This is a genomic window from Pseudarthrobacter cellobiosi (assembly GCF_023913755.1).
GTDB classification, from domain to species: Bacteria; Actinomycetota; Actinomycetes; order Actinomycetales; family Micrococcaceae; genus Arthrobacter; species Arthrobacter cellobiosi.
Map to the genome: position 1 here is coordinate 405,775 of NZ_JAMXBJ010000050.1, position 17,209 is coordinate 422,983.

Genomic DNA, 17,209 nt, shown 5'->3' on the forward strand with positions numbered 1-17,209 from the left:
GATATATCGCGATTTTGGAGGATTCATGACAGAGGACAGCTGGACCGTCACAGGTCCGCAAACCATCGATGTTGACAACGTCAGGTCGCTGAAGCTGGGCATGGTCCGCGGCAGGTTCGACGTCGTCACCCATGCCGACGCCGTTGCCCGCGTGGAGATCAACGACGTCCAGGGCGATCCCGTGTCGGTGACACTGACGGACGGCAGGCTCGAGGTCCGCCATCAGCTGCACGGCCCGCAGGGCTGGTTCAAAAACCTGATGGGCACGGTCAACCACAACAGCAACAACTCAGCGGTTATCAGTATTGCCCTGCCGGCCGGCGTCGAGGTGGAGGCCGGTACGGTCAGCGGCGATGGCCTTGTGTCCGGAATCAGCGGGCACACCCGGCTCAATACCGTCTCAGGTTCTGTGATGGCAGACGGCACGTCCGGGGAACTTCACGTCAACACCGTCAGCGGCGAGGTCATCGCGCGAAACCACGACGGCGTCCTGACCGCCAAGAGTGTCTCCGGCGAGGTCACCGCATCCGGCCGGTTCAGCAACATCCGGGCTCACACGGTCAGCGGCGACATGAGTTTTGACCTACTCGGCTTTACCCACGACTTCGGCGCCAATTCAGTCTCCGGCGACCTCACCATCAGGCTGCCCCATGACGTCGGGGTGGACATCGTGGCGAAGTCTGCCAGCGGCGTTGTGGTGATTGATGACCAGCAGTACTCGCAGCCCGGCGGCAAGGTGGAAACCATTGCCGGACCGGACGGGAAGCTGATGCTGGTCCGGACCAACTCGGTGTCCGGCAAAACGTCCATCTTCCATGGCCAGCCGGCCCGCAACGACGACGCAAGAAGCCCGGAAGCGGGGCACTGATGCCTCCGGTGTTCGCCCATGGTGCGCTCCGGCTGTACCTGCTCGCCCTGCTGGAGTCAGGGCCCAAACACGGCTATGAACTGATCAAAGCCCTCAGCGAACGGTTCGGCGGCACCTACTCCCCCAGCGCGGGAACCATCTATCCCCGGCTTGGGAAGCTGGAGGAAGAAGGGCTCGTCGCCACTGAATCAGAAGGCCGCCGCACCAACTACCGCATCACCGCGGCGGGGCTTGCAGAACTCAACAAGCGCCGGGAGGAACTCGCCGGAGTCGAGAACGACATTTCCGCTTCCGTCCGCCGCCTGGCGGACAACCTGCGGGCGGATATCCGCGTCAACATGCGCGGGTTGCGGGCAGACCTGGCGGCCACGGCAGAGGCGGCCCGTTCCACGGCGCGGGCCGCCGATTTCAGGAAAGCCGGCCGCCAGTCTTCGGAAGGGTTCCGGGAGCTGAAGGAAGCGGAGATGCTGCTGCAGGCGTTCCGAGACGACCTGCGCGTGGAACTGCGGCTTCAGGCCACCCGGCAACCGCTCGGCGCCGTCACGCTGGAAACTGTCAGGACCGTGCTGGACCAGGCGCGCATCTCCATCCGCAACTCACTGCCCGGCTGAGCCGCCGGACTGCGCCCCCGGGTCGGTGTTGCCCCCCCGGTCACAGCCCGTTTCGGTTTCGCGGCGTGTCCCATGGTGTGGGAGACTTGAGGGCAGCTCTTTTGAGTACCAACATTTAAGGAGGCCAGCTATGAGCAAGCGTGCACGTAAACGTCGTGACCGTAAGCGTGGCGGCGCGAACCACGGGAAGCGCCCCAACGCCTAAGCTAAAGCTTGGAAATCGGTTTAAGCGAAGGACCCCGGAAGCCACACGGCTTCCGGGGTCCTTCGTCTTTGAGCTGCTTTTTGGCGCCTGCGGTACTACTGACGGGCATCGACGCAGCCAGGCGTCCACGCAGTCAGGTGTCCCTTCAGACGGCTACCGCTTGGGTTAGGCGTCTACCGGGCGGATGGAGTGGATCCGGTCCAAAATGGCGTTCTTCAGGTTTTCCGGAGCGGCCTCGGTGCACGAGCGCTTCACCATGGTGCGGATCACGCACTCGAGGTCGTACTGCTCGGTGCATTCAGGGCACTCATCAAGATGGGTCTTGATTTCCGTGATGTCCTCGCGGGTCAACGCCCCGTCGAGGTATTCGTAGATGCGTTGCATCCGGGCGTCATCGCAGTCGCCCAATCCCTGGCAGTCGCTCATTTCCTGTTCTCCTGTTTTGTGGTCGCGGCCGTGTCCTGTGATTCGACGGCGCCTTTGAATCCTCGTTCGGCGGCATAGTCCGCCAGCATGTCCCGCAACATTTTCCGGCCGCGGTGCAACCGGGACATCACTGTCCCGATCGGCGTGTTCATGATGTCCGAGATTTCCTTGTACGCGAAGCCTTCGACATCGGCGAAGTACACTGCCAGCCGGAACTCCTCGGGAATGGCCTGGAGCGCCCGCTTGACGTCCGAGTCCGGCAGGTGGTCCAGCGCCTCAGCCTCGGCCGAGCGCAGGCCGCGGGACGTGTGCGACTCCGCCCTGGCCAGCTGCCAGTCCTCGATGGTGTCCGAGTTCGACTGCAGCGGTTCGCGCTGCCGCTTGCGGTAGAGATTGATGTACGTGTTCGTCAGGATCCGGTACAGCCAGGCCTTGAGGTTGGTGCCGGGCTTGTATTGGTGGAACGCTGAGAACGCCTTGGTGTAGGCCTCCTGGACCAGGTCTTCCGCATCGGCGGGGTTCCTGGCCATCCGCATGGCGGCCGAGTAGAGCTGATCCACGTACTGCATGGCATCACGCTCAAAACGGACCCGGCGTTCTTCCGCTGATTCGGTGGCCACATCCACGGGTTGCTCGGCGGGCGCAGGCCCAGCGGGCACAGGGACATCCGCTGCAGGCTGCGCGTCACTCCCTGCCGGTGCGTCGCTGCTGGCATTGGCGTCGCTGCTGGCATTGGCTTCGCTGCTTGTTTTGGCTTCGCGTTCGGAGGCCTCATACATGGCCTCGAGGGCCGGATCCAGGGTGCTCATTGCGTTCAAGTCTACTGTGACGGCCTTGGCGCGCCGCGATCCGTACTCCGGAAGATCGGATTCCAGAGTCTGCAGTGCTAAGGGTCCGGCGGGCTCCGTCCCGTCCTTCAGTAACCTCAAGGGCAACTCCACTCTGTGTCAGGCCATGGTGTTCCAGGCAAATACCTGCCGGGCAATCCATGATGAGTCAATTCGTCCGGTGTTCGGCGGACCCGCAAACCATAACCGCTGGCGGCAGGCAAATATTCCCCAAAAGTGCAAGACTAGAACGGACTCCGCCGCATCCGGTGCGGTTCGTCCAGCCAGGAGGAAACCCATGTCCTTTGTCCGTACTCTCGCCCGCCCCATGCTGGCTTCCAGTTTCGTAGTCGCCGGACTGGACAAGCTGAAGAACGCGGATGACACCGCCACCCAGCTCTCGCCGCTCCTGCAGAAGGCAGCCGCGTCGCTTCCGTTCCAGGCCGACGAAAAGATGCTGGCACGCGTGATCGGCGGAACGCAGGTGGGTGCCGGCGTGCTGTTCGGCCTGGGCAAGTTCAGCCGCCTCTCGGCAACACTGCTGACCGTCATCTCGCTACTGAACACCTTTGTGGAATGGCGCAGCGCGGACATCAGCACCAAGGAAGGCCGCGAGGCCCGCCGGAACCAGCTGCTCAAGAACATTTCCCTCAGCGGTGGCGCCCTGCTGGCCTCGGTGGACACCGCCGGCAAGCCTGGCCTGGCCTGGCGTGCCGAGCACCTCGCCGCGGATGCCCGGAAGACTGCCGCCGGCGCCCGCAAGACCACCGGCCAGAAGCTACACAAGGCGGACAAGGCCGTGCGCCGCGCCGTGGAACACGCAACGGGGGCGTAAGGACGGATGACCGGTTCCACCCCGCCCGCAGCCACCGACGCACACAACTCCACCGACACCGTTCCGCACTGGCCGGCCCCCTTCGCCAGCAGGCCCATCAACGCCACTGTCACGGTGCCTGGCTCAAAATCCCTGACCAACAGGTTCCTGGTCCTTGCCGCGCTGGCTGACGGGCCGTCCCGGCTCCGTGCTCCCCTGCATTCCCGGGACTCTGCATTGATGATCGATGCCCTCCGCCAGCTGGGAGCCACCATCACGGAGGTGCCCGGCGACGGCGCCTACGGGCCGGACCTTGAGGTCACGCCCCTGAGCCAGGAGGCGCCGTCGCCACGGACGCACATTGATTGCGGCCTCGCCGGAACAGTGATGCGTTTTGTTCCGCCGCTTGCGGCGCTGCGCAACGGCGTGAGCGTGTTCGACGGCGACCCCCACGCCCGGAAGCGCCCCATGGGCACCATCATCGAGGCCCTGAAAGCCCTCGGGGTGGCCCTCACGGCGGACGACGGCGGGACCCCCTCGTCGCTGCCCTTCACCGTTGCAGGCACCGGGGAAGTCCGGGGCGGCCACCTGGTGATCGATGCCAGTGCGTCATCCCAGTTCGTCTCCGCCCTTCTGCTGGTCGGCGCCAGGTTTACCGACGGACTCCATCTGGAGCACGTGGGCAAGCCCGTGCCGAGCCTGGACCATATCAACATGACCGTTGCCGTGCTCCGCGGCGTGGGTGTCTCAGTGGACGATTCGGTGCCGAACCACTGGGTAGTGGCACCGGGCCCCATCCGCGCCTTTGACCAGCGCATCGAGCAGGACCTCTCCAACGCCGGCCCGTTCCTGGCCGCCGCGCTGGCCTCCGGCGGCACCGTCCGGATCCCGGACTGGCCCGCCGGCACCACCCAGGTGGGAGACCTCTGGCGCAGCATCCTGGCGGACATGGGCGCGGACGTCAGCCTGGCTGACGGCGTCCTGACCGTCACGGGCGGGCCAGAGATCAAGGGTGCGGATTTTGACGAAACCAGCGAACTCGCCCCTACCGTGGCGGCCCTCTGCGCCCTGGCCAGCGGACCTTCACGGCTGACCGGCATCGCGCACCTGCGCGGCCACGAGACGGACCGGCTGGCCGCGCTGGTCACCGAAATCAACCGCCTCGGCGGCGATGCGGAGGAAACCAGCGACGGCCTGGTGATCCGCCCGGCGAAGCTGCACGCCGGCGTCGTCCACAGCTACGCGGACCACCGGATGGCCACCGCCGGCGCCATCCTGGGCCTCGCAGTGCCGGGCATCGAGGTCCAGGACATCGCCACCACTGCTAAGACCATGCCGGAATTCCCGCAGATGTGGGCGGACATGCTGGCCCAGGGCGCGGCTGCCGACGACACCTCGGAAGGTCCCACTGGTGGCACGCAGCACTGATTCCTGGGACGAGTCCGACGTCCGGATCCGGCCCAGCAAAAAGGGCTCCCGGCCGCGCACGAAGGACCGCCCCAGCCACGACGACGCCGTCACGGGCCGCATCATCACCGTGGACCGCGGCCGCTACACCGCCGTCGTCGGCGAGGACTCGGGCGACGAGCGGATCATCATCGCAGCCAGGGCCCGCGAACTCCGCCGCTCCCCCGTGGTTGCCGGCGACTTCGTCTCCCTCGTTGGAGATGTCTCCGGGGAACCCGACACGCTTGCCCGCCTGGTCCGGATCCAGGACCGCAGGACCCTGCTGCGCCGCAGCGCCGATGACACTGATCCGATCGAGCGTGCGGTGGTGGCCAACGCCGATCAGCTCGTGGTGGTGGTGGCCGCCGCAAACCCGGAGCCGCGCACCGGCTTCATTGACCGCGCCCTGGTGGCCGCTTACGACGCCGGCATCGAGCCGCTGCTGCTCGTCACTAAGGCGGATGTCAAGGATCCCGCGGAACTGTTGTCCAACTATGAGCACCTGGACTTCCCTGTGATCATCAGCCGCACGTCGGACTCCGAGGCCTCAGGTATTGATGCCCGCTCCGACGACGGCCTCTCTGCCCGCCTGGACAGTGATGCAGTTTCGCAGCTCCGCGCGTACCTCGAGGGCAAGGTCTCGGTGATGCTGGGTCATTCCGGCGTGGGCAAGTCCACCATGGTCAATGCGCTCACCGGGGCCGAACGGGCCACCGGTGGTGTGAACGCGGTGACCGGCCGTGGCCGCCACACGTCGTCGTCGGCCCTTGCCCTGAAGTTGACCGGAGCTCCGGCCGGAAGCTGGATCATCGACACCCCTGGCATCCGTTCGTTCGGCCTTGCCCATGTGGACCCGGACCGGATCCTGCGGTCCTTCCCGGACCTGGAGCCGGGTACGGATGCCTGCGAGCGTGGCTGCAAGCACAACACCGCGGCCGTCAACTGCGGGGTGGATGCCTGGGTGTCCGCCGGCCAGGCGGGCCCCACAGGCCCGGCCAGGCTCGCGTCACTGCGGCGGCTGCTGGGCACTGATCCCCGCCTGGTGGGCCAGGAAACCAAGGAACTGGGCAGCATCGGCTAGACGGAACGCCGATGTCCCCAACCCTGCGGTCCGGAGACGGTAGTTTGGAACCATGATCCAACCCGCTTCGAGCTACAACGATGACTTGCGCCTTGCCCATGTGCTGGCAGATTCCGTGGATGACCAGACCATGAGCCGCTTCAAGGCACTGGACCTCCGCATCGAGACCAAGCCGGACCTGACGCCGGTTACGGACGCGGACAAGTCCGCGGAGGAAGCCATCCGCGGCCAGCTGTCCCGCTCGCGTCCCCGCGACGCCGTGCTGGGCGAGGAATTCGGCAGTTCGGGCCATGGCTCCCGCCGCTGGATCATTGATCCCATCGACGGCACCAAGAACTTTGTCCGCGGCGTCCCGGTTTGGGCCACCCTGATCGCCCTCGTGGACGAAGGTGAACCCGTGGTGGGAGTGGTCAGCGCGCCCGCGCTGGGCAAGCGCTGGTGGGCCGCCAAGGGTTCCGGCGCGTACATGGGCAAGTCCCTCGCCGCCGCAACGCGGCTCCGGGTCTCGGACGTCTCCAAGCTTTCGGATGCCTCCCTGTCCTACTCCAGCCTGGGCGGCTGGAAGGAGCGCGGCAACCTGGATGAGTTCCTGGGCCTGACCGAGGACGTGTGGCGCACACGCGCCTACGGCGATTTCTGGTCCTACTGCATGGTGGCCGAAGGTTCCGTGGACATCGCCTGCGAGCCCGAACTGAACCTCTACGACATGGCTGCCCTCGTGCCCATCGTGGTGGAAGCCGGCGGCCGCTTCACCTCCCTGGAGGGACAGGACGGGCCGTTCGGCGGAAACGCTCTGGCCACGAACTCCATCCTGCACTCAGAGGTGCTCAAGCGGCTGAACCCGGACCTGGACGATCTTCTCTAGGCACTTTTTTCGAATTATCGACGGCGGACGCCTCCTCAAGGGGGCGTCCGCCGTCGTATCTTCGACAAATGTGCGGTTCCTCAAACGCGCGTAACAAAGTCCTTAACATTGGGCCGGCTTCCTTTCTGCAGCGGCAGATGTTCTACGCTCTTAACAGGTCACGAGTGCCAGCGCTAAACCCCGGTTTGCTGGCCGGCAACCCTCCATTCGCGGTGGGGTGCCCCGGGTGACGACCAGGCCGGTCCGGAATGGACACGGCAAGCGCGGATTCCCGGTACCGGGAGTCCTTTTAGAGTGAGGTCTCCGTGACAGCTGCCACCGTCTCCCCCAACACTGTTTCTCCCAACCCTGTCTCGCCCAACAACGCTGCCCCCGTCAACGCCGCTGCGCTGTTCAACGAGGCCGCCGCCATCGCCGGGCAGCCCCTCTCCGCTGTCACCGGCGCGGAGATCCAGGCGCCGCTGATCCAGGGCGGCCATGTTCGCTACGCAAACCTGGACTACGGCGCATCCGCGCCCGCCCTCTCCGTGGTGTCCGCCTACCTCAACGAAATCCTGCCGTTCTACGCCAGCGTCCACCGCGGCGCCGGCTTTGCGTCGCAGATCAGCACCTCCGTCTACGAGAACGCCCGGAACATCGTGCGCGACTTTGTGGGCGGGCGCCCGGACGACTCCGTCATCTTCACCCGGAACACCACCGACTCGCTGAACCTGCTGGCGGGTTGCCTGCCGGCGACGGACGGGCGGCCGAATGGTGACGTCCTCTACCTGGACATCGAGCACCACGCCAACCTGCTGCCGTGGCAGGGCGTCCCACACCGCAGCGTCGTCGCCGCGGACACCATCGCGGGGACCATCGAGGTCCTCCGCGCCGAACTTGAGCAGGGCAACGTCAGCCTGCTCGCGGTCACGGGTGCGTCCAACGTGACCGGCGAGATCCTTCCGATCAGGGCCCTGGCCGCCCTGGCCCACGAGTACGGCGCGCGCATCGTGGTGGACGCCGCGCAGCTCGCGCCGCACCGGCGCATCAATATCAGTGCCGACGACGTCGACTACCTCGCCTTCTCCGGCCACAAGCTCTATGCGCCGTTCGGTTCCGGGGTTCTGGTGGGCCGCACCGACTGGCTCGACGCCGGTACTCCCCACCTCGCCGGCGGCGGTGCCGTCCGCGAGGCAAAGCTCGACGGCGTCAGCTGGGCCACAGGTCCGGCCCGGCACGAGGGCGGCTCCCCCAACGTCCTGGGCGCGGCCACCCTGGCCCGTGCCACCCAGGTCATCGCGTCCCTGGACCAGGACCGCTGGCACGCCCATGAGGCGGCCATCAGGTCATTCCTGGTGGACGGGCTCGGGAAGGTCGACGGCGTCACGGTGCACCAGATCTTCTCGGACACGGACGCTGAAACCGGGACCATCGGTGTGGTGAACTTCTCCGTGGCGGGGTACGACGCCGGACTTGTGGCGGCCTACCTGTCGGCCGAGCATGGCGTTGGCCTCCGCGACGGCCGCTTCTGCGCGCACCCGCTGCTCAAGCGCCTGGGCCTTCCGTCAGGTTCGCTGCGGGCCAGCCTCGGGGTGGGCTCACGGTTGGAGGATGCCCAGCGGCTCCTTGCAGGCCTGGAACAGCTCCGCCGGACCGGCCTGGGCTGGGACTACGTGGTGGACGCGGGCCGCTGGGTTCCGGCCAACGACACCCGCACTTACCCGCACTGGGCGCCCAACACGCCCGGCACGGCCGGCGCGGCGCCGTGCCTTGACGACTGACTGGGCTTTTACGTCTGACTGACGCTTACCTGACCAGGCGGCCGGCTGACCAGGCGGCCGGCTGACCGGGCGGCTGATCAGACGGCTGCGGCCCATGCGGTAAATTCGAAGGATGCGCATGGGCATCAGCTGAAGGAGGCCGCACGTGGCACGGGGTGGCCCCAGACTTGAGCACGGACGCCGTCTGGAACTCGGACAGAGCTTCCAGGACGGCGGCGAACATTACCAGCGCGTACGCCCTGGCTACCCTGCCGAATCAGCGGACTGGCTGATCCCGGCCGGGGCCAGGGACGCCGTGGACGTGGGCGCCGGGACCGGCAAGTTCACCGCCCTGCTGCTGAAACGCGGCCTGGCGGTTTCGGCCGTGGACCCATCGCCGGACATGCTTGAACAGCTGCGGGCCCACTACCCGGCGGTGGCCGCGACCCAGGGGACCGCCGAGGCAACCGGCCTCGCTGACTCCACGTTCGACGTCGTCAGCGTTGCGCAGGCGTGGCACTGGTGCGATCCGCTGCCGGCGAGCACCGAGCTGGCGCGGATCCTGCGGCCCGGCGGCACGCTGGGGCTGATCTGGAACCAGCTGGACACCTCGATTCCATGGGTCCACCGGCTGTCCCGCATCATGCACGCCGGCGATGTCTACAAGCCCGGCTTCCGCCCGGTGGTGGGGCCGGAGTTCCAAGGCCTCGAAAGCCATGTGACCCGCTGGGAGGACAGCCTCAGCACGGCGGACATCATGGAACTGACGAAGTCCCGCAGCTATTATCTGCGCGCCGGCAAAGCCACGCGCGGCAGGGTCCTCGCCAATCTTGACTGGTACCTGCACGAACACCTGGGGCACGCCGCCGAAGAGGAGATCAGTCTGCCGTACCTGACGCTGACGTGGCGGGCCGGAAAGGCGTGACGGCCACCGACCACCGGGTAGGCTTGGAGACGTGAAGACCAGTGCGCCCTCCTCCTCGATCGAGGACTACGTCAAGGTTATCTACGGCTTCACGGAGTGGCAGGACAAACCCATCACGTCCTCGCAGCTCGCACAGCGGCTGGGTGTGGCCAATTCCTCGGTCTCGGAGATGGTCCGAAAGCTCAAGGACCAGGGCCTGGTGGACCACAAACCGTACAGCGCCATCACCCTCACGGAATCCGGAGTACGGCTGGCGCTGTCCATGGTGCGCCGGCACCGCCTCATTGAGACCTACCTCGTGCAGGAGCTCGGCTACAGCTGGGACGAAGTCCATGACGAAGCCGAACTGCTGGAGCATGCGGTGTCGGACACATTTATTGAACGCATGGCGGCCAAACTGGGCAACCCGCAACGTGACCCGCACGGTGACCCGATCCCCGCCGCGGACGGCACGGTGCTGCTGCCCGAAGCCCATCTGCTCGGCGAACTCGATCCCGGGCACACCGGCCGGATCACCCGCATCAGCGACGAGAACCCGGATCTGCTGCGGTATCTTTCCGCCGAGGAAATTGACCTCGACGCCGAGGTGGAGGTAGTGGGCCGCAAGCCGTTCGGCGGCGCCCTCGTGGTGCGGATCAGCAACGCCGGCAGGAAGCGGGACTACGACCTCGCGGATGAAGTCACCGCGGCGCTCTGGGTCCACAGCGACCACCCCCATGCCGGCTGCACCCTCAGCGGCAGCTGAATGCCAAACGCCCGCGTCCCGCACTCGCGGGCCTGGCTGGCCGTGGCGGTGGGCGGCCTGGCCGGAACGGAACTGCGGTACGGCCTGGGACTCGCGTTTCCGGAATCCGCGGGGGCAATGCCCTGGGCCACCCTGGGTATCAACGTAGCTGGCAGCTTTGTGCTGGCTGCCCTGACGACGGTCTGGATGGCCAGGCCGCTGACGGCATTCTGGCTCCGCGCCGGCCTGGGGCCCGGCCTTCTGGGCTCGTTCACAACGTTCTCAGCTGTGGTTTTCTCGGTGGACCAGCTGGCCCGGGCCGGCGAGCACCCCGTGTGGATTGCCTACCTGGGGCTGTCCCTACTGCTTGGCCTGGGCGCTGCGGCCGGCGGCTGGCGGACCGGGCGGCTTTTCGCTGACCGGCTGCAGGCCGACCGGCTGGGGGCAGCATCATGATGGGCGCGGTCCTGGTGGGAGTGTTCGGCATGGCGGGCGCCCTGCTGCGCTTCGCCGTCGACAGCTGGTTCGCTCACCGCGGGGCGCAGCGTGAAGCTGTCACCGCCAGCGGTACGCCGCGGCACTGGCCGTGGGCCACGCTCACCGTCAACGTGACCGGGTGCCTGATTATCGGGCTCTCCATCGGCATCACCGGACGGCTCGGCCTGGCACCCGAGTGGCAGGCCGCCGTCGCCACCGGCCTTGCGGGCGGGCTCACCACGTTCAGTTCCTGGACGACCGCCACGGTGCGGCTGCTGAGCGAGTCGCGGTTCGGTGCCGCCGTCCTGAATATCGGCGCCAACCTGGCCGCGGGATTCGCCGCGGCGGCCTTGGGCATAGCCCTCGCCTCGTAGGTGGTTGTGTTCCGAACCTACGAGGCGAGGGCGATGAACTGACTACCCGGATTGGATCCGCGAGAGCTGGATCCACCCCGGGTTCCTACCGTTACGGCGTGCCGGAGAGGAAGTAGCCTGCGACGTCGGCGATGAGGTGGGTCGTGCCGTTGGAACGGTTGAACAGGGCGACTTTTCCATCGCCCCCGACACGGACGGTGACCGAGTTTGGCACGGTCTGACCCGGGTAGAAGTTTTCGTTCGAGGCGTTGGGCCGGGTTGTTCCGGAGGGGTAGGCAGCGATAAACCCGAAGTCTTGGGGCTGTGTCACCGTCATGTTGAAGACCACCGCCGAGACCTTCGCCGGTATCCCGGCAACCCCGCCGACTTTGAAGGACACTGCCGAATCGGCACCGACAGGGACCGTGTCACGGGTGTCCAGGAACCGTGAGGGGACCACAGGTGCGAACGCTCCGGGGACGGCCGGGGTTCCAGCTATGTAATACCCGGCGACGTCAGCGATGAGGTGAGTGGTGCCGTTGGACCGGTTGAAGAGCGTGACTTTCCCGTCAGCGCCGACTGGGACGGTGACCGAATTTGGTACGGTCTGACCCGGGTAGAAGTTTTCGTTCGAGGCGTTGGGCCGAGCTGTTCCGGAGGGGTAGGCAGCGATAAACCCGAAGTCTTGGGGCTGTGTCACCGTCATGTTGAAGACCACCGCCGAGACCTTCGCCGGTATCCCGGCAACCCCGCCGACTTTGAAGGACACTGCCGAATCGGCACCGACAGGGACCGCGTCACGGGTGTCCAGGAACCGTGTCGGGGCGATCGGCACGAACGTCCCGGGAGCCGTTGGAACCGGCGCCACACCGATGGGCCTGTCAGCGAACCAGTAGCGCTTGGCCACGTCGTCGCTGGCCATCACCACGAGGCCCGTCTTGCTGTTCACCGACTGCTTGCTGGTGGTCACATTGTTAATGTTGGGAGAAGCGGGATCCTCCATGATGGGTGTGCCCCGGCCCGCTGCAAATACGGGGTTGTCCATGGACGCAGTCTTCTCATAAATGCTGCCCTCCACGCCGTCAAAAGCGCAACCGTTGACCGTCGATGAGGGTCCTGTTTGGAACGCGTGGACGAGGTTGTTTTCGGGGTCAAGCACAATTTGCGGCCGAGTCGTGCAATCGCCGGTGAGTGAAATCGTCGACGTCGAGAAGGAGCCGGTGCCTGGTTTGAAAACCAGTAGCACCAACTGGGCCAGCGTCGGATCTGTAGAGGTAACGTCGAGATTGGTCTTCACCGCGGCGAAGACCCTGCCAGCGGAGTCGGCCTGCAGTGATTTGAGGTTAAGATGGTCATCGGCCAGTCCTGTGCCCTTGGTCGCGGACTGGACTTTCCATGACGACGTTGAGGTCGCTGCAGTACCATCGGTGCGCGTGGCCCACCACACGGACCCTGTTCGCTGGTCGGTCCACATCACCCCGATTTTCTTCTCGCCGTATGCGACGATGGCTGAGATGTCATCGGGTGCTGGATTCGGGTTGGAAACCGGAATAATAAACGGAGTTGCCCAGCTTGTGCCGCCAGGAGCGGAGTTGTTGACGTAAACCGTGTTGGTGAACCCGGCGACTGGGTCGCCGGCAACCTGCGTCCACGTGGCCCAGACAGCACCGGTGGTGTCCTGGGCTATAGTCATTGACTCGCTGCTGTTGTTGGTGATGACAGTCGGAAAACCACTGTCCAGCGTGTATTTTCCGCCGGAATAGCTGTACCTATAGAGGTAGGCAGGTCCTGATACTGAAGGCAGTGGTGTTGTTTCATTGGTCAGAGTGACCAAATGGGAGGCGATGTACAGGTGACTGCCGTCCCATAGCGTGTCCGCCAGAGTGTTTGCCCGCCTGTCATTAAGCAGCCCCGTATCCACCCATGTCTGGGAGCTACGGTCCAGCCGATAGATGTGCCACCCGCTGTCTGTCGTCCACATGTCGGCCCACCAGGAGCCATCATTCCACCAGAGCTTGCTTTGCGGCTTGTCCGATGTGGGAGGCTTGCCGACTCCTGCATAGCTGATACTCGGATGCCCGTACGTGGTGGCGGCCTCGGCTCTGCTGGAAGCAGCGAAACCAGTTCCAGCAACGCATGTCGCCAAAACCATGAGAGTAATCAGCCAACTGATAGAACGCTTCACTTTCATTGCAGCTCTCCTGGGTAGGATCGGACACCAAAGCAATCCCTCGCTCAACGTCTATGGAGGGCGCGGCAGTACCTGTTCCCGGTTAGGACTTGGTCTCTGCCCCAACTGCCGTCGGCATTGATCCCGGCCGGTCCGTAGAGTCTATTGATTGGCACCTAAGGCTGTCCCGAGTAGTGGGTACTCGTTTTTGTCCATTTCCCCTATCGGCCCATGTTTGTCCCGGTCCCGTATCGTTGACTCTGATGATTAGCAGACGCGACGCGGCAATTGCCCTTGATGTACCGATGGAAATGGCCCAGCGCCATGGCATCCCGAAACGACTGACCGAGGCGGAGCTGGGCGAAATCCTGGACAACCCGCCGGCATGGCTGATCCAGTCGCGGGCCAACCGGACCGGCAAGCGTCCGGTCTGGGTGCACCTGGAATGCGCCGTCTGCGGCTACGAGGAAGCTGCCCGGCCCAAAAAATGGTGGCCGGAATTCACGTATGTGGTGTGCGAGCACCATGCCCTGGATGAGGTGCCGCCGCTGCGGCCGGGCCTCATCAGGAGCGAGTTCGACGGCGTCGGGACCCGTTTTGTGGGCATCGCGGACGTTGCAGTTCCGGACTGATTCGGGGCATTACATTCGGGGCTGAACAGGCGTATTTTACGAAGTGGGACGCAGCCTGTCCCCCGTTGTAAGGAGCACGCCATGCCGGACAAGTCACCACACCAGCAGCTGCACAAGAAGCCGGTCAAAACCATCAAGGAAAAACGCGCCGACAAGAAGGCCAAGAGCCCGATTGAAGGCCCGCAGGACCCGGTAGCGCACCTGAAGAAGCGCCGGTAGCGGTATTACCCGTTCCCGGCCATCTCTTCGGGCACTGCCACAATGTCCACTTCCTGGCCGTCCCTCAGCACTCGAATCGCCAGCGGCTGGCCGATCGCATCGGCGAACAGCAGCTTCTGGAGGCTTTCGGCGTTGCTGACGGGGCGGCTTCCGGCTGTCAGGATGACGTCACCCGCCCGCAGGCCCCCGCGATCTGCAGGCGAACCTGCCAGGACCTCCGCCACGCGCAGCCCGTCCCGTTGTCCCGTCCTGATCACCGCGCTGGCATTGAGCCGGAACGGTGTGCTGACAACGCCGAGATAGGCACGCCTTACGCGGCCGTCCTTCAGGCGCTGCGATGATGCGCCGTGTGGTGGCGTTGATAGGCACGGCCAGGCCCAGCCCGGCGCCGGCCACCGCGGTATTGATTCCCACGATGTGGCCGTGCGTATCGGCCAGGGCGCCGCCGGAACTGCCTGCGTTGAGTGCGGCGTCGGTCTGGATGACGTCCTCGATCACGCGCCGGTTGCCGCCGGACCACACTGGGATGGCCCGCCCCAGACCGCTGACCACTCCTGCGGTGACCGATCCTGCCAGTCCAAGGGGATTGCCCACCGCAATGACCAGCTGGCCCACCCGCAGCGTCTCGGCGTCCCCGAACTGCGCCGGGGCTACTTTTGGCGGCCGGCCATGGACCACCGCGAGGTCGGACAACGGATCCATGCCCACCAGTTCAAGATCGGTCCGGCTGCCGTCCGCAAAGGCGGCGTGGCCTTGGTTTGTGCCGGCTACGACGTGCGAATTGGTCAGCAGGTAGCCGTCTTCCGTGAAGAGCACCGCCGAGCCGGCACCCAGGCGGAACCGGCCATTGCGGCGGTTGCCGGTCATTTCAATGGCCGCAACATGCGGGGTGACCGTCTCAGCCACGCGCATGACGGTCTCCGAATACGAGTCCAGGGGACCGTCGTCGGCCGCTGCTGAATTGGGTTCCTGCGCGGCGTCCATGGAGCACCTCCTGGCTGGCGTTACTGCCTCCGGATTCCAGACCTTGGTGCTGCGCCGGAGCTTATTGGCGACAACCATGGCGTGGCCCCGCGTAGTCCCGGAACGGCTACGCCGTCGGTGAACAGGATGCTCAACAGGGCGTTTAGATGCCAAAAGACCCGGACGCGGGGTCCGGGTCTTCTGGCAATGTCTTGCGACATTCAAAATGTGGTGATGGGGGAATTGAACCCCCGTTTGGCCCTAGCCCACCTGTCCGTGTTCCCGGTCATCGCCCTATTCCCGCTACTCAACGGCGCCCGCGCCACCACCATCGCGCTGCAGCCTCGTAAGTGGGCGCCTGCCCGCCGACGGCATAGTGTCCAACGTATTCTAAGGCCCTGCGTCAACGCCCTGGCGGTGCGGGGCTTCCATTCGTTCCGAGCTGGAGGACGCCCGCAGCGTCAGAGGGCGCCTCGCCGGCGGCGTGACTGGAAGACACGTATTCTCTGAATTTCGCACTTGCGAACCGTCCTGCACGCTTACTCAGGCGGTGCGCAGGAAGTTCGACAACCTTGGAGAACAGCCAGGCGACGACAACCGATATAGGAATAGCGAACAGCAGCGCCCGCATCCAATGATCGGCACCTAGCAGGCGGCTGAATAGAAGGATAATCGGGACATGGACCAAATAGAGGCTGAAAGATATCTTACCCAGCCACTGAATGAGTCCCCACTCAAGGAAACGAGTGGCAGTCCTTGAGAATACGGCGCAGAGGACGATGAGCACAGCACCCGGAATACTCAATGCCTTGCCAATCGCCAGCGTGAGCGGATCAGTGACGCCACCAATATGCATCGGCCAATAAGCGCACATCAGCAGGACTCCCACAGAGAAGCATCCAAACCAGCCTGCTCGGGTCAAGAGCGATGTGCGCCGTGGACGGTAACGTCGGGTCCTGGCCATCACGGGAAAGGCCATTACCGCCCCCGCAAGGAAAGCCGAGAGGAAGGTCATGAAGCCGATTTCGTTCATCGCACCGACAACAGAGAGGGCTGTGCAGGCAATCGTCGTCGCGACAGTCCACCGTCTCAGTACTACGGCGATTCCAACGAAGACCGGCAGCAGCAATGAGAACAGGAACTCCCATTGCAGCGACCAAAGTGGGTTGTTGATCCGCGTTGGTCCACGAACGGCATCAAAACCACGAACAACTTCTTGCCACTCAAGCAGCGGAACGTCAGATGAGCTGACCCATTTGCTGACAGTCGTCGCAGGGTCAATTGTGACAAGTGTTACCCAGAGGCTGGCAAGAAGTAGGGAAGCTGCCACCGGCACCCATAGACGAAGCGTCCTTGCGACGTAGTAGGCGATCCAGTCGAAGGACTTGGCCCGAAGAACAGGCAGTGACACAACAAGCCCGCTCAGGACGAAGAACAGCAGGACCGCCTCGCCGCCGGCAGTGAAGATCTTCAACGGGGTAGCGTTCAACCACCAGAGCAGCGTCCCTTCCGCAGGTGTTTCCCGCGTAAAGTACAGATTCGCGAAATCCGGAACGGTCAGCGCGGAATGGTGGATCACGACGATCAGTGCGGCCAGCCCGCGACAACCATCGAGGGATCGAAGCCGAGGCGGCCGCGGCGTCGAGGTGGGGTAAGTCATCAGCTGCCTATTGTTGTTTCGGCCAACCAGAGGGAGTTAGACGTCGGACTCGGCGGCCCCCAAAGCTTTCCGAACGCGGTTCAAGCATACATCGAGGGCCGACGGACATGTCGCTCGATGTAAGGCAGGCACGTTGCCACCAGGATGGGGCACGCGGCATTGCGGGATCCGCGCCGGGGAGCGGCCCTGAGTTAGTCGACATGC

Annotated in this window: 18 protein-coding genes, 1 pseudogene and 1 riboswitch; of the genes and pseudogenes, 14 read left to right on the plus strand and 5 right to left on the minus strand. The window is 65.0% G+C overall.

Annotated elements, in window-relative coordinates:
* The first annotated feature begins 25 nt into the window (after positions 1-25).
* From NG696_RS19280 to NG696_RS21150, 3 genes are all read left to right on the plus strand, one after another.
* On the plus strand, positions 26-868 hold the full coding sequence (locus tag NG696_RS19280) for a DUF4097 family beta strand repeat-containing protein (protein ID WP_252565000.1): 843 nt from the start codon (positions 26-28) through the stop codon (positions 866-868).
* Positions 868-1,479: a PadR family transcriptional regulator gene (locus tag NG696_RS19285; RefSeq protein WP_252564998.1), complete on the plus strand. Its 612-nt coding sequence runs from the start codon at positions 868-870 to the stop codon at positions 1,477-1,479. The genes NG696_RS19280 and NG696_RS19285 overlap by 1 nt, the downstream gene beginning before the upstream one ends.
* 130 nt (positions 1,480-1,609) lie before the next feature.
* On the plus strand, positions 1,610-1,684 hold the full coding sequence (locus tag NG696_RS21150) for a 50S ribosomal protein bL37 (protein WP_104061284.1): 75 nt from the start codon (positions 1,610-1,612) through the stop codon (positions 1,682-1,684).
* Positions 1,685-1,849: 165 nt separating this feature from the next.
* Here the strand turns inward: NG696_RS21150 and rsrA are convergent, their stop codons facing one another.
* Together rsrA and NG696_RS19295 are read right to left on the minus strand one after the other, a co-directional pair.
* Positions 1,850-2,110 (minus strand): mycothiol system anti-sigma-R factor, encoded by a 261-nt coding sequence (gene rsrA, locus NG696_RS19290; RefSeq protein WP_185260958.1) that lies wholly within the window; start codon positions 2,108-2,110, stop codon positions 1,850-1,852.
* Positions 2,107-2,919, minus strand: coding sequence for a sigma-70 family RNA polymerase sigma factor (locus NG696_RS19295; protein ID WP_252576398.1), 813 nt, complete (start codon positions 2,917-2,919; stop codon positions 2,107-2,109). Before NG696_RS19295 ends, rsrA begins: the two co-directional genes overlap by 4 nt.
* Before the next feature lie 316 nt (positions 2,920-3,235).
* Here NG696_RS19295 and NG696_RS19300 point away from each other — a divergent pair, with 316 nt between their 5' ends.
* The 9 genes from NG696_RS19300 (at position 3,236) to NG696_RS19340 (ending at position 11,382) form a co-directional block, all read left to right on the plus strand.
* A complete protein-coding gene (locus NG696_RS19300; protein WP_252564995.1) occupies positions 3,236-3,772 on the plus strand; it encodes a DoxX family protein in 537 nt (178 codons plus the stop codon).
* 6 nt (positions 3,773-3,778) lie between these two features.
* On the plus strand, positions 3,779-5,179 hold the full coding sequence (gene aroA, locus NG696_RS19305) for a 3-phosphoshikimate 1-carboxyvinyltransferase (RefSeq protein ID WP_252564992.1): 1,401 nt from the start codon (positions 3,779-3,781) through the stop codon (positions 5,177-5,179).
* A complete protein-coding gene (gene rsgA, locus NG696_RS19310; RefSeq protein WP_252576400.1) occupies positions 5,163-6,278 on the plus strand; it encodes a ribosome small subunit-dependent GTPase A in 1,116 nt (371 codons plus the stop codon). The genes aroA and rsgA overlap by 17 nt, the downstream gene beginning before the upstream one ends.
* 52 nt (positions 6,279-6,330) lie before the next feature.
* Positions 6,331-7,143: a histidinol-phosphatase gene (gene hisN, locus NG696_RS19315; RefSeq protein WP_104061136.1), complete on the plus strand. Its 813-nt coding sequence runs from the start codon at positions 6,331-6,333 to the stop codon at positions 7,141-7,143.
* Positions 7,144-7,299: 156 nt separating this feature from the next.
* Positions 7,300-7,413, plus strand: a riboswitch (SAM riboswitch).
* Positions 7,414-7,532: 119 nt separating this feature from the next.
* The gene (locus NG696_RS19320; RefSeq protein ID WP_252576603.1) at positions 7,533-8,903 is read left to right on the plus strand and encodes an aminotransferase class V-fold PLP-dependent enzyme; all 1,371 of its coding nucleotides are present in this window, start codon (positions 7,533-7,535) and stop codon (positions 8,901-8,903) included.
* A 145-nt stretch (positions 8,904-9,048) separates the two neighbouring features.
* Positions 9,049-9,807, plus strand: coding sequence for a class I SAM-dependent methyltransferase (locus NG696_RS19325; RefSeq protein ID WP_252576401.1), 759 nt, complete (start codon positions 9,049-9,051; stop codon positions 9,805-9,807).
* A 31-nt stretch (positions 9,808-9,838) separates the two neighbouring features.
* Positions 9,839-10,552: a metal-dependent transcriptional regulator gene (locus NG696_RS19330; protein ID WP_252564986.1), complete on the plus strand. Its 714-nt coding sequence runs from the start codon at positions 9,839-9,841 to the stop codon at positions 10,550-10,552.
* Positions 10,553-10,987, plus strand: a complete 435-nt coding sequence (locus NG696_RS19335; protein WP_252564985.1) for a fluoride efflux transporter FluC — start codon at positions 10,553-10,555, stop codon at positions 10,985-10,987. It begins immediately after the preceding gene.
* Positions 10,984-11,382, plus strand: a complete 399-nt coding sequence (locus NG696_RS19340) for a fluoride efflux transporter FluC (protein ID WP_252564983.1) — start codon at positions 10,984-10,986, stop codon at positions 11,380-11,382. The genes NG696_RS19335 and NG696_RS19340 overlap by 4 nt, the downstream gene beginning before the upstream one ends.
* Before the next feature lie 91 nt (positions 11,383-11,473).
* Here NG696_RS19340 and NG696_RS19345 read toward each other — a convergent pair whose 3' ends face one another.
* Positions 11,474-13,054, minus strand: coding sequence for a hypothetical protein (locus NG696_RS19345; protein ID WP_252576403.1), 1,581 nt, complete (start codon positions 13,052-13,054; stop codon positions 11,474-11,476).
* A 740-nt stretch (positions 13,055-13,794) separates the two neighbouring features.
* Here NG696_RS19345 and NG696_RS19350 point away from each other — a divergent pair.
* The gene (locus NG696_RS19350) at positions 13,795-14,163 is read left to right on the plus strand and encodes a hypothetical protein (protein ID WP_252576405.1); all 369 of its coding nucleotides are present in this window, start codon (positions 13,795-13,797) and stop codon (positions 14,161-14,163) included.
* 81 nt (positions 14,164-14,244) lie between these two features.
* Positions 14,245-14,382 (plus strand): hypothetical protein, encoded by a 138-nt coding sequence (locus NG696_RS19355; protein WP_252576407.1) that lies wholly within the window; start codon positions 14,245-14,247, stop codon positions 14,380-14,382.
* A 5-nt stretch (positions 14,383-14,387) separates the two neighbouring features.
* Here NG696_RS19355 and NG696_RS19360 read toward each other — a convergent pair.
* Together NG696_RS19360 and NG696_RS19365 are read right to left on the minus strand one after the other, a co-directional pair.
* A pseudogene (locus NG696_RS19360) lies at positions 14,388-15,366 on the minus strand (S1C family serine protease).
* A gap of 382 nt (positions 15,367-15,748) precedes the next feature.
* Positions 15,749-17,005, minus strand: a complete 1,257-nt coding sequence (locus NG696_RS19365; RefSeq protein WP_252576408.1) for an acyltransferase family protein — start codon at positions 17,003-17,005, stop codon at positions 15,749-15,751.
* Between the last annotated feature and the right edge of the window lie 204 nt (positions 17,006-17,209).

Coding starts and splice junctions, on each gene's coding strand:
- NG696_RS19280 (WP_252565000.1), top strand. CDS start 26: ATGACAGAGGACAGCTGGACCGTCACAGGTCCGCAAACCATCGATGTT.
- NG696_RS19285 (WP_252564998.1), top strand. CDS start 868: ATGCCTCCGGTGTTCGCCCATGGTGCGCTCCGGCTGTACCTGCTCGCC.
- rsrA (WP_185260958.1), bottom strand. CDS start 2,110: ATGAGCGACTGCCAGGGATTGGGCGACTGCGATGACGCCCGGATGCAA.
- NG696_RS19295 (WP_252576398.1), bottom strand. CDS start 2,919: ATGAGCACCCTGGATCCGGCCCTCGAGGCCATGTATGAGGCCTCCGAA.
- NG696_RS19300 (WP_252564995.1), top strand. CDS start 3,236: ATGTCCTTTGTCCGTACTCTCGCCCGCCCCATGCTGGCTTCCAGTTTC.
- aroA (WP_252564992.1), top strand. CDS start 3,779: ATGACCGGTTCCACCCCGCCCGCAGCCACCGACGCACACAACTCCACC.
- hisN (WP_104061136.1), top strand. CDS start 6,331: ATGATCCAACCCGCTTCGAGCTACAACGATGACTTGCGCCTTGCCCAT.
- NG696_RS19335 (WP_252564985.1), top strand. CDS start 10,553: ATGCCAAACGCCCGCGTCCCGCACTCGCGGGCCTGGCTGGCCGTGGCG.
- NG696_RS19340 (WP_252564983.1), top strand. CDS start 10,984: ATGATGGGCGCGGTCCTGGTGGGAGTGTTCGGCATGGCGGGCGCCCTG.
- NG696_RS19345 (WP_252576403.1), bottom strand. CDS start 13,054: ATGACTATAGCCCAGGACACCACCGGTGCTGTCTGGGCCACGTGGACG.
- NG696_RS19350 (WP_252576405.1), top strand. CDS start 13,795: ATGATTAGCAGACGCGACGCGGCAATTGCCCTTGATGTACCGATGGAA.
- NG696_RS19355 (WP_252576407.1), top strand. CDS start 14,245: ATGCCGGACAAGTCACCACACCAGCAGCTGCACAAGAAGCCGGTCAAA.
- NG696_RS19365 (WP_252576408.1), bottom strand. CDS start 17,005: ATGACTTACCCCACCTCGACGCCGCGGCCGCCTCGGCTTCGATCCCTC.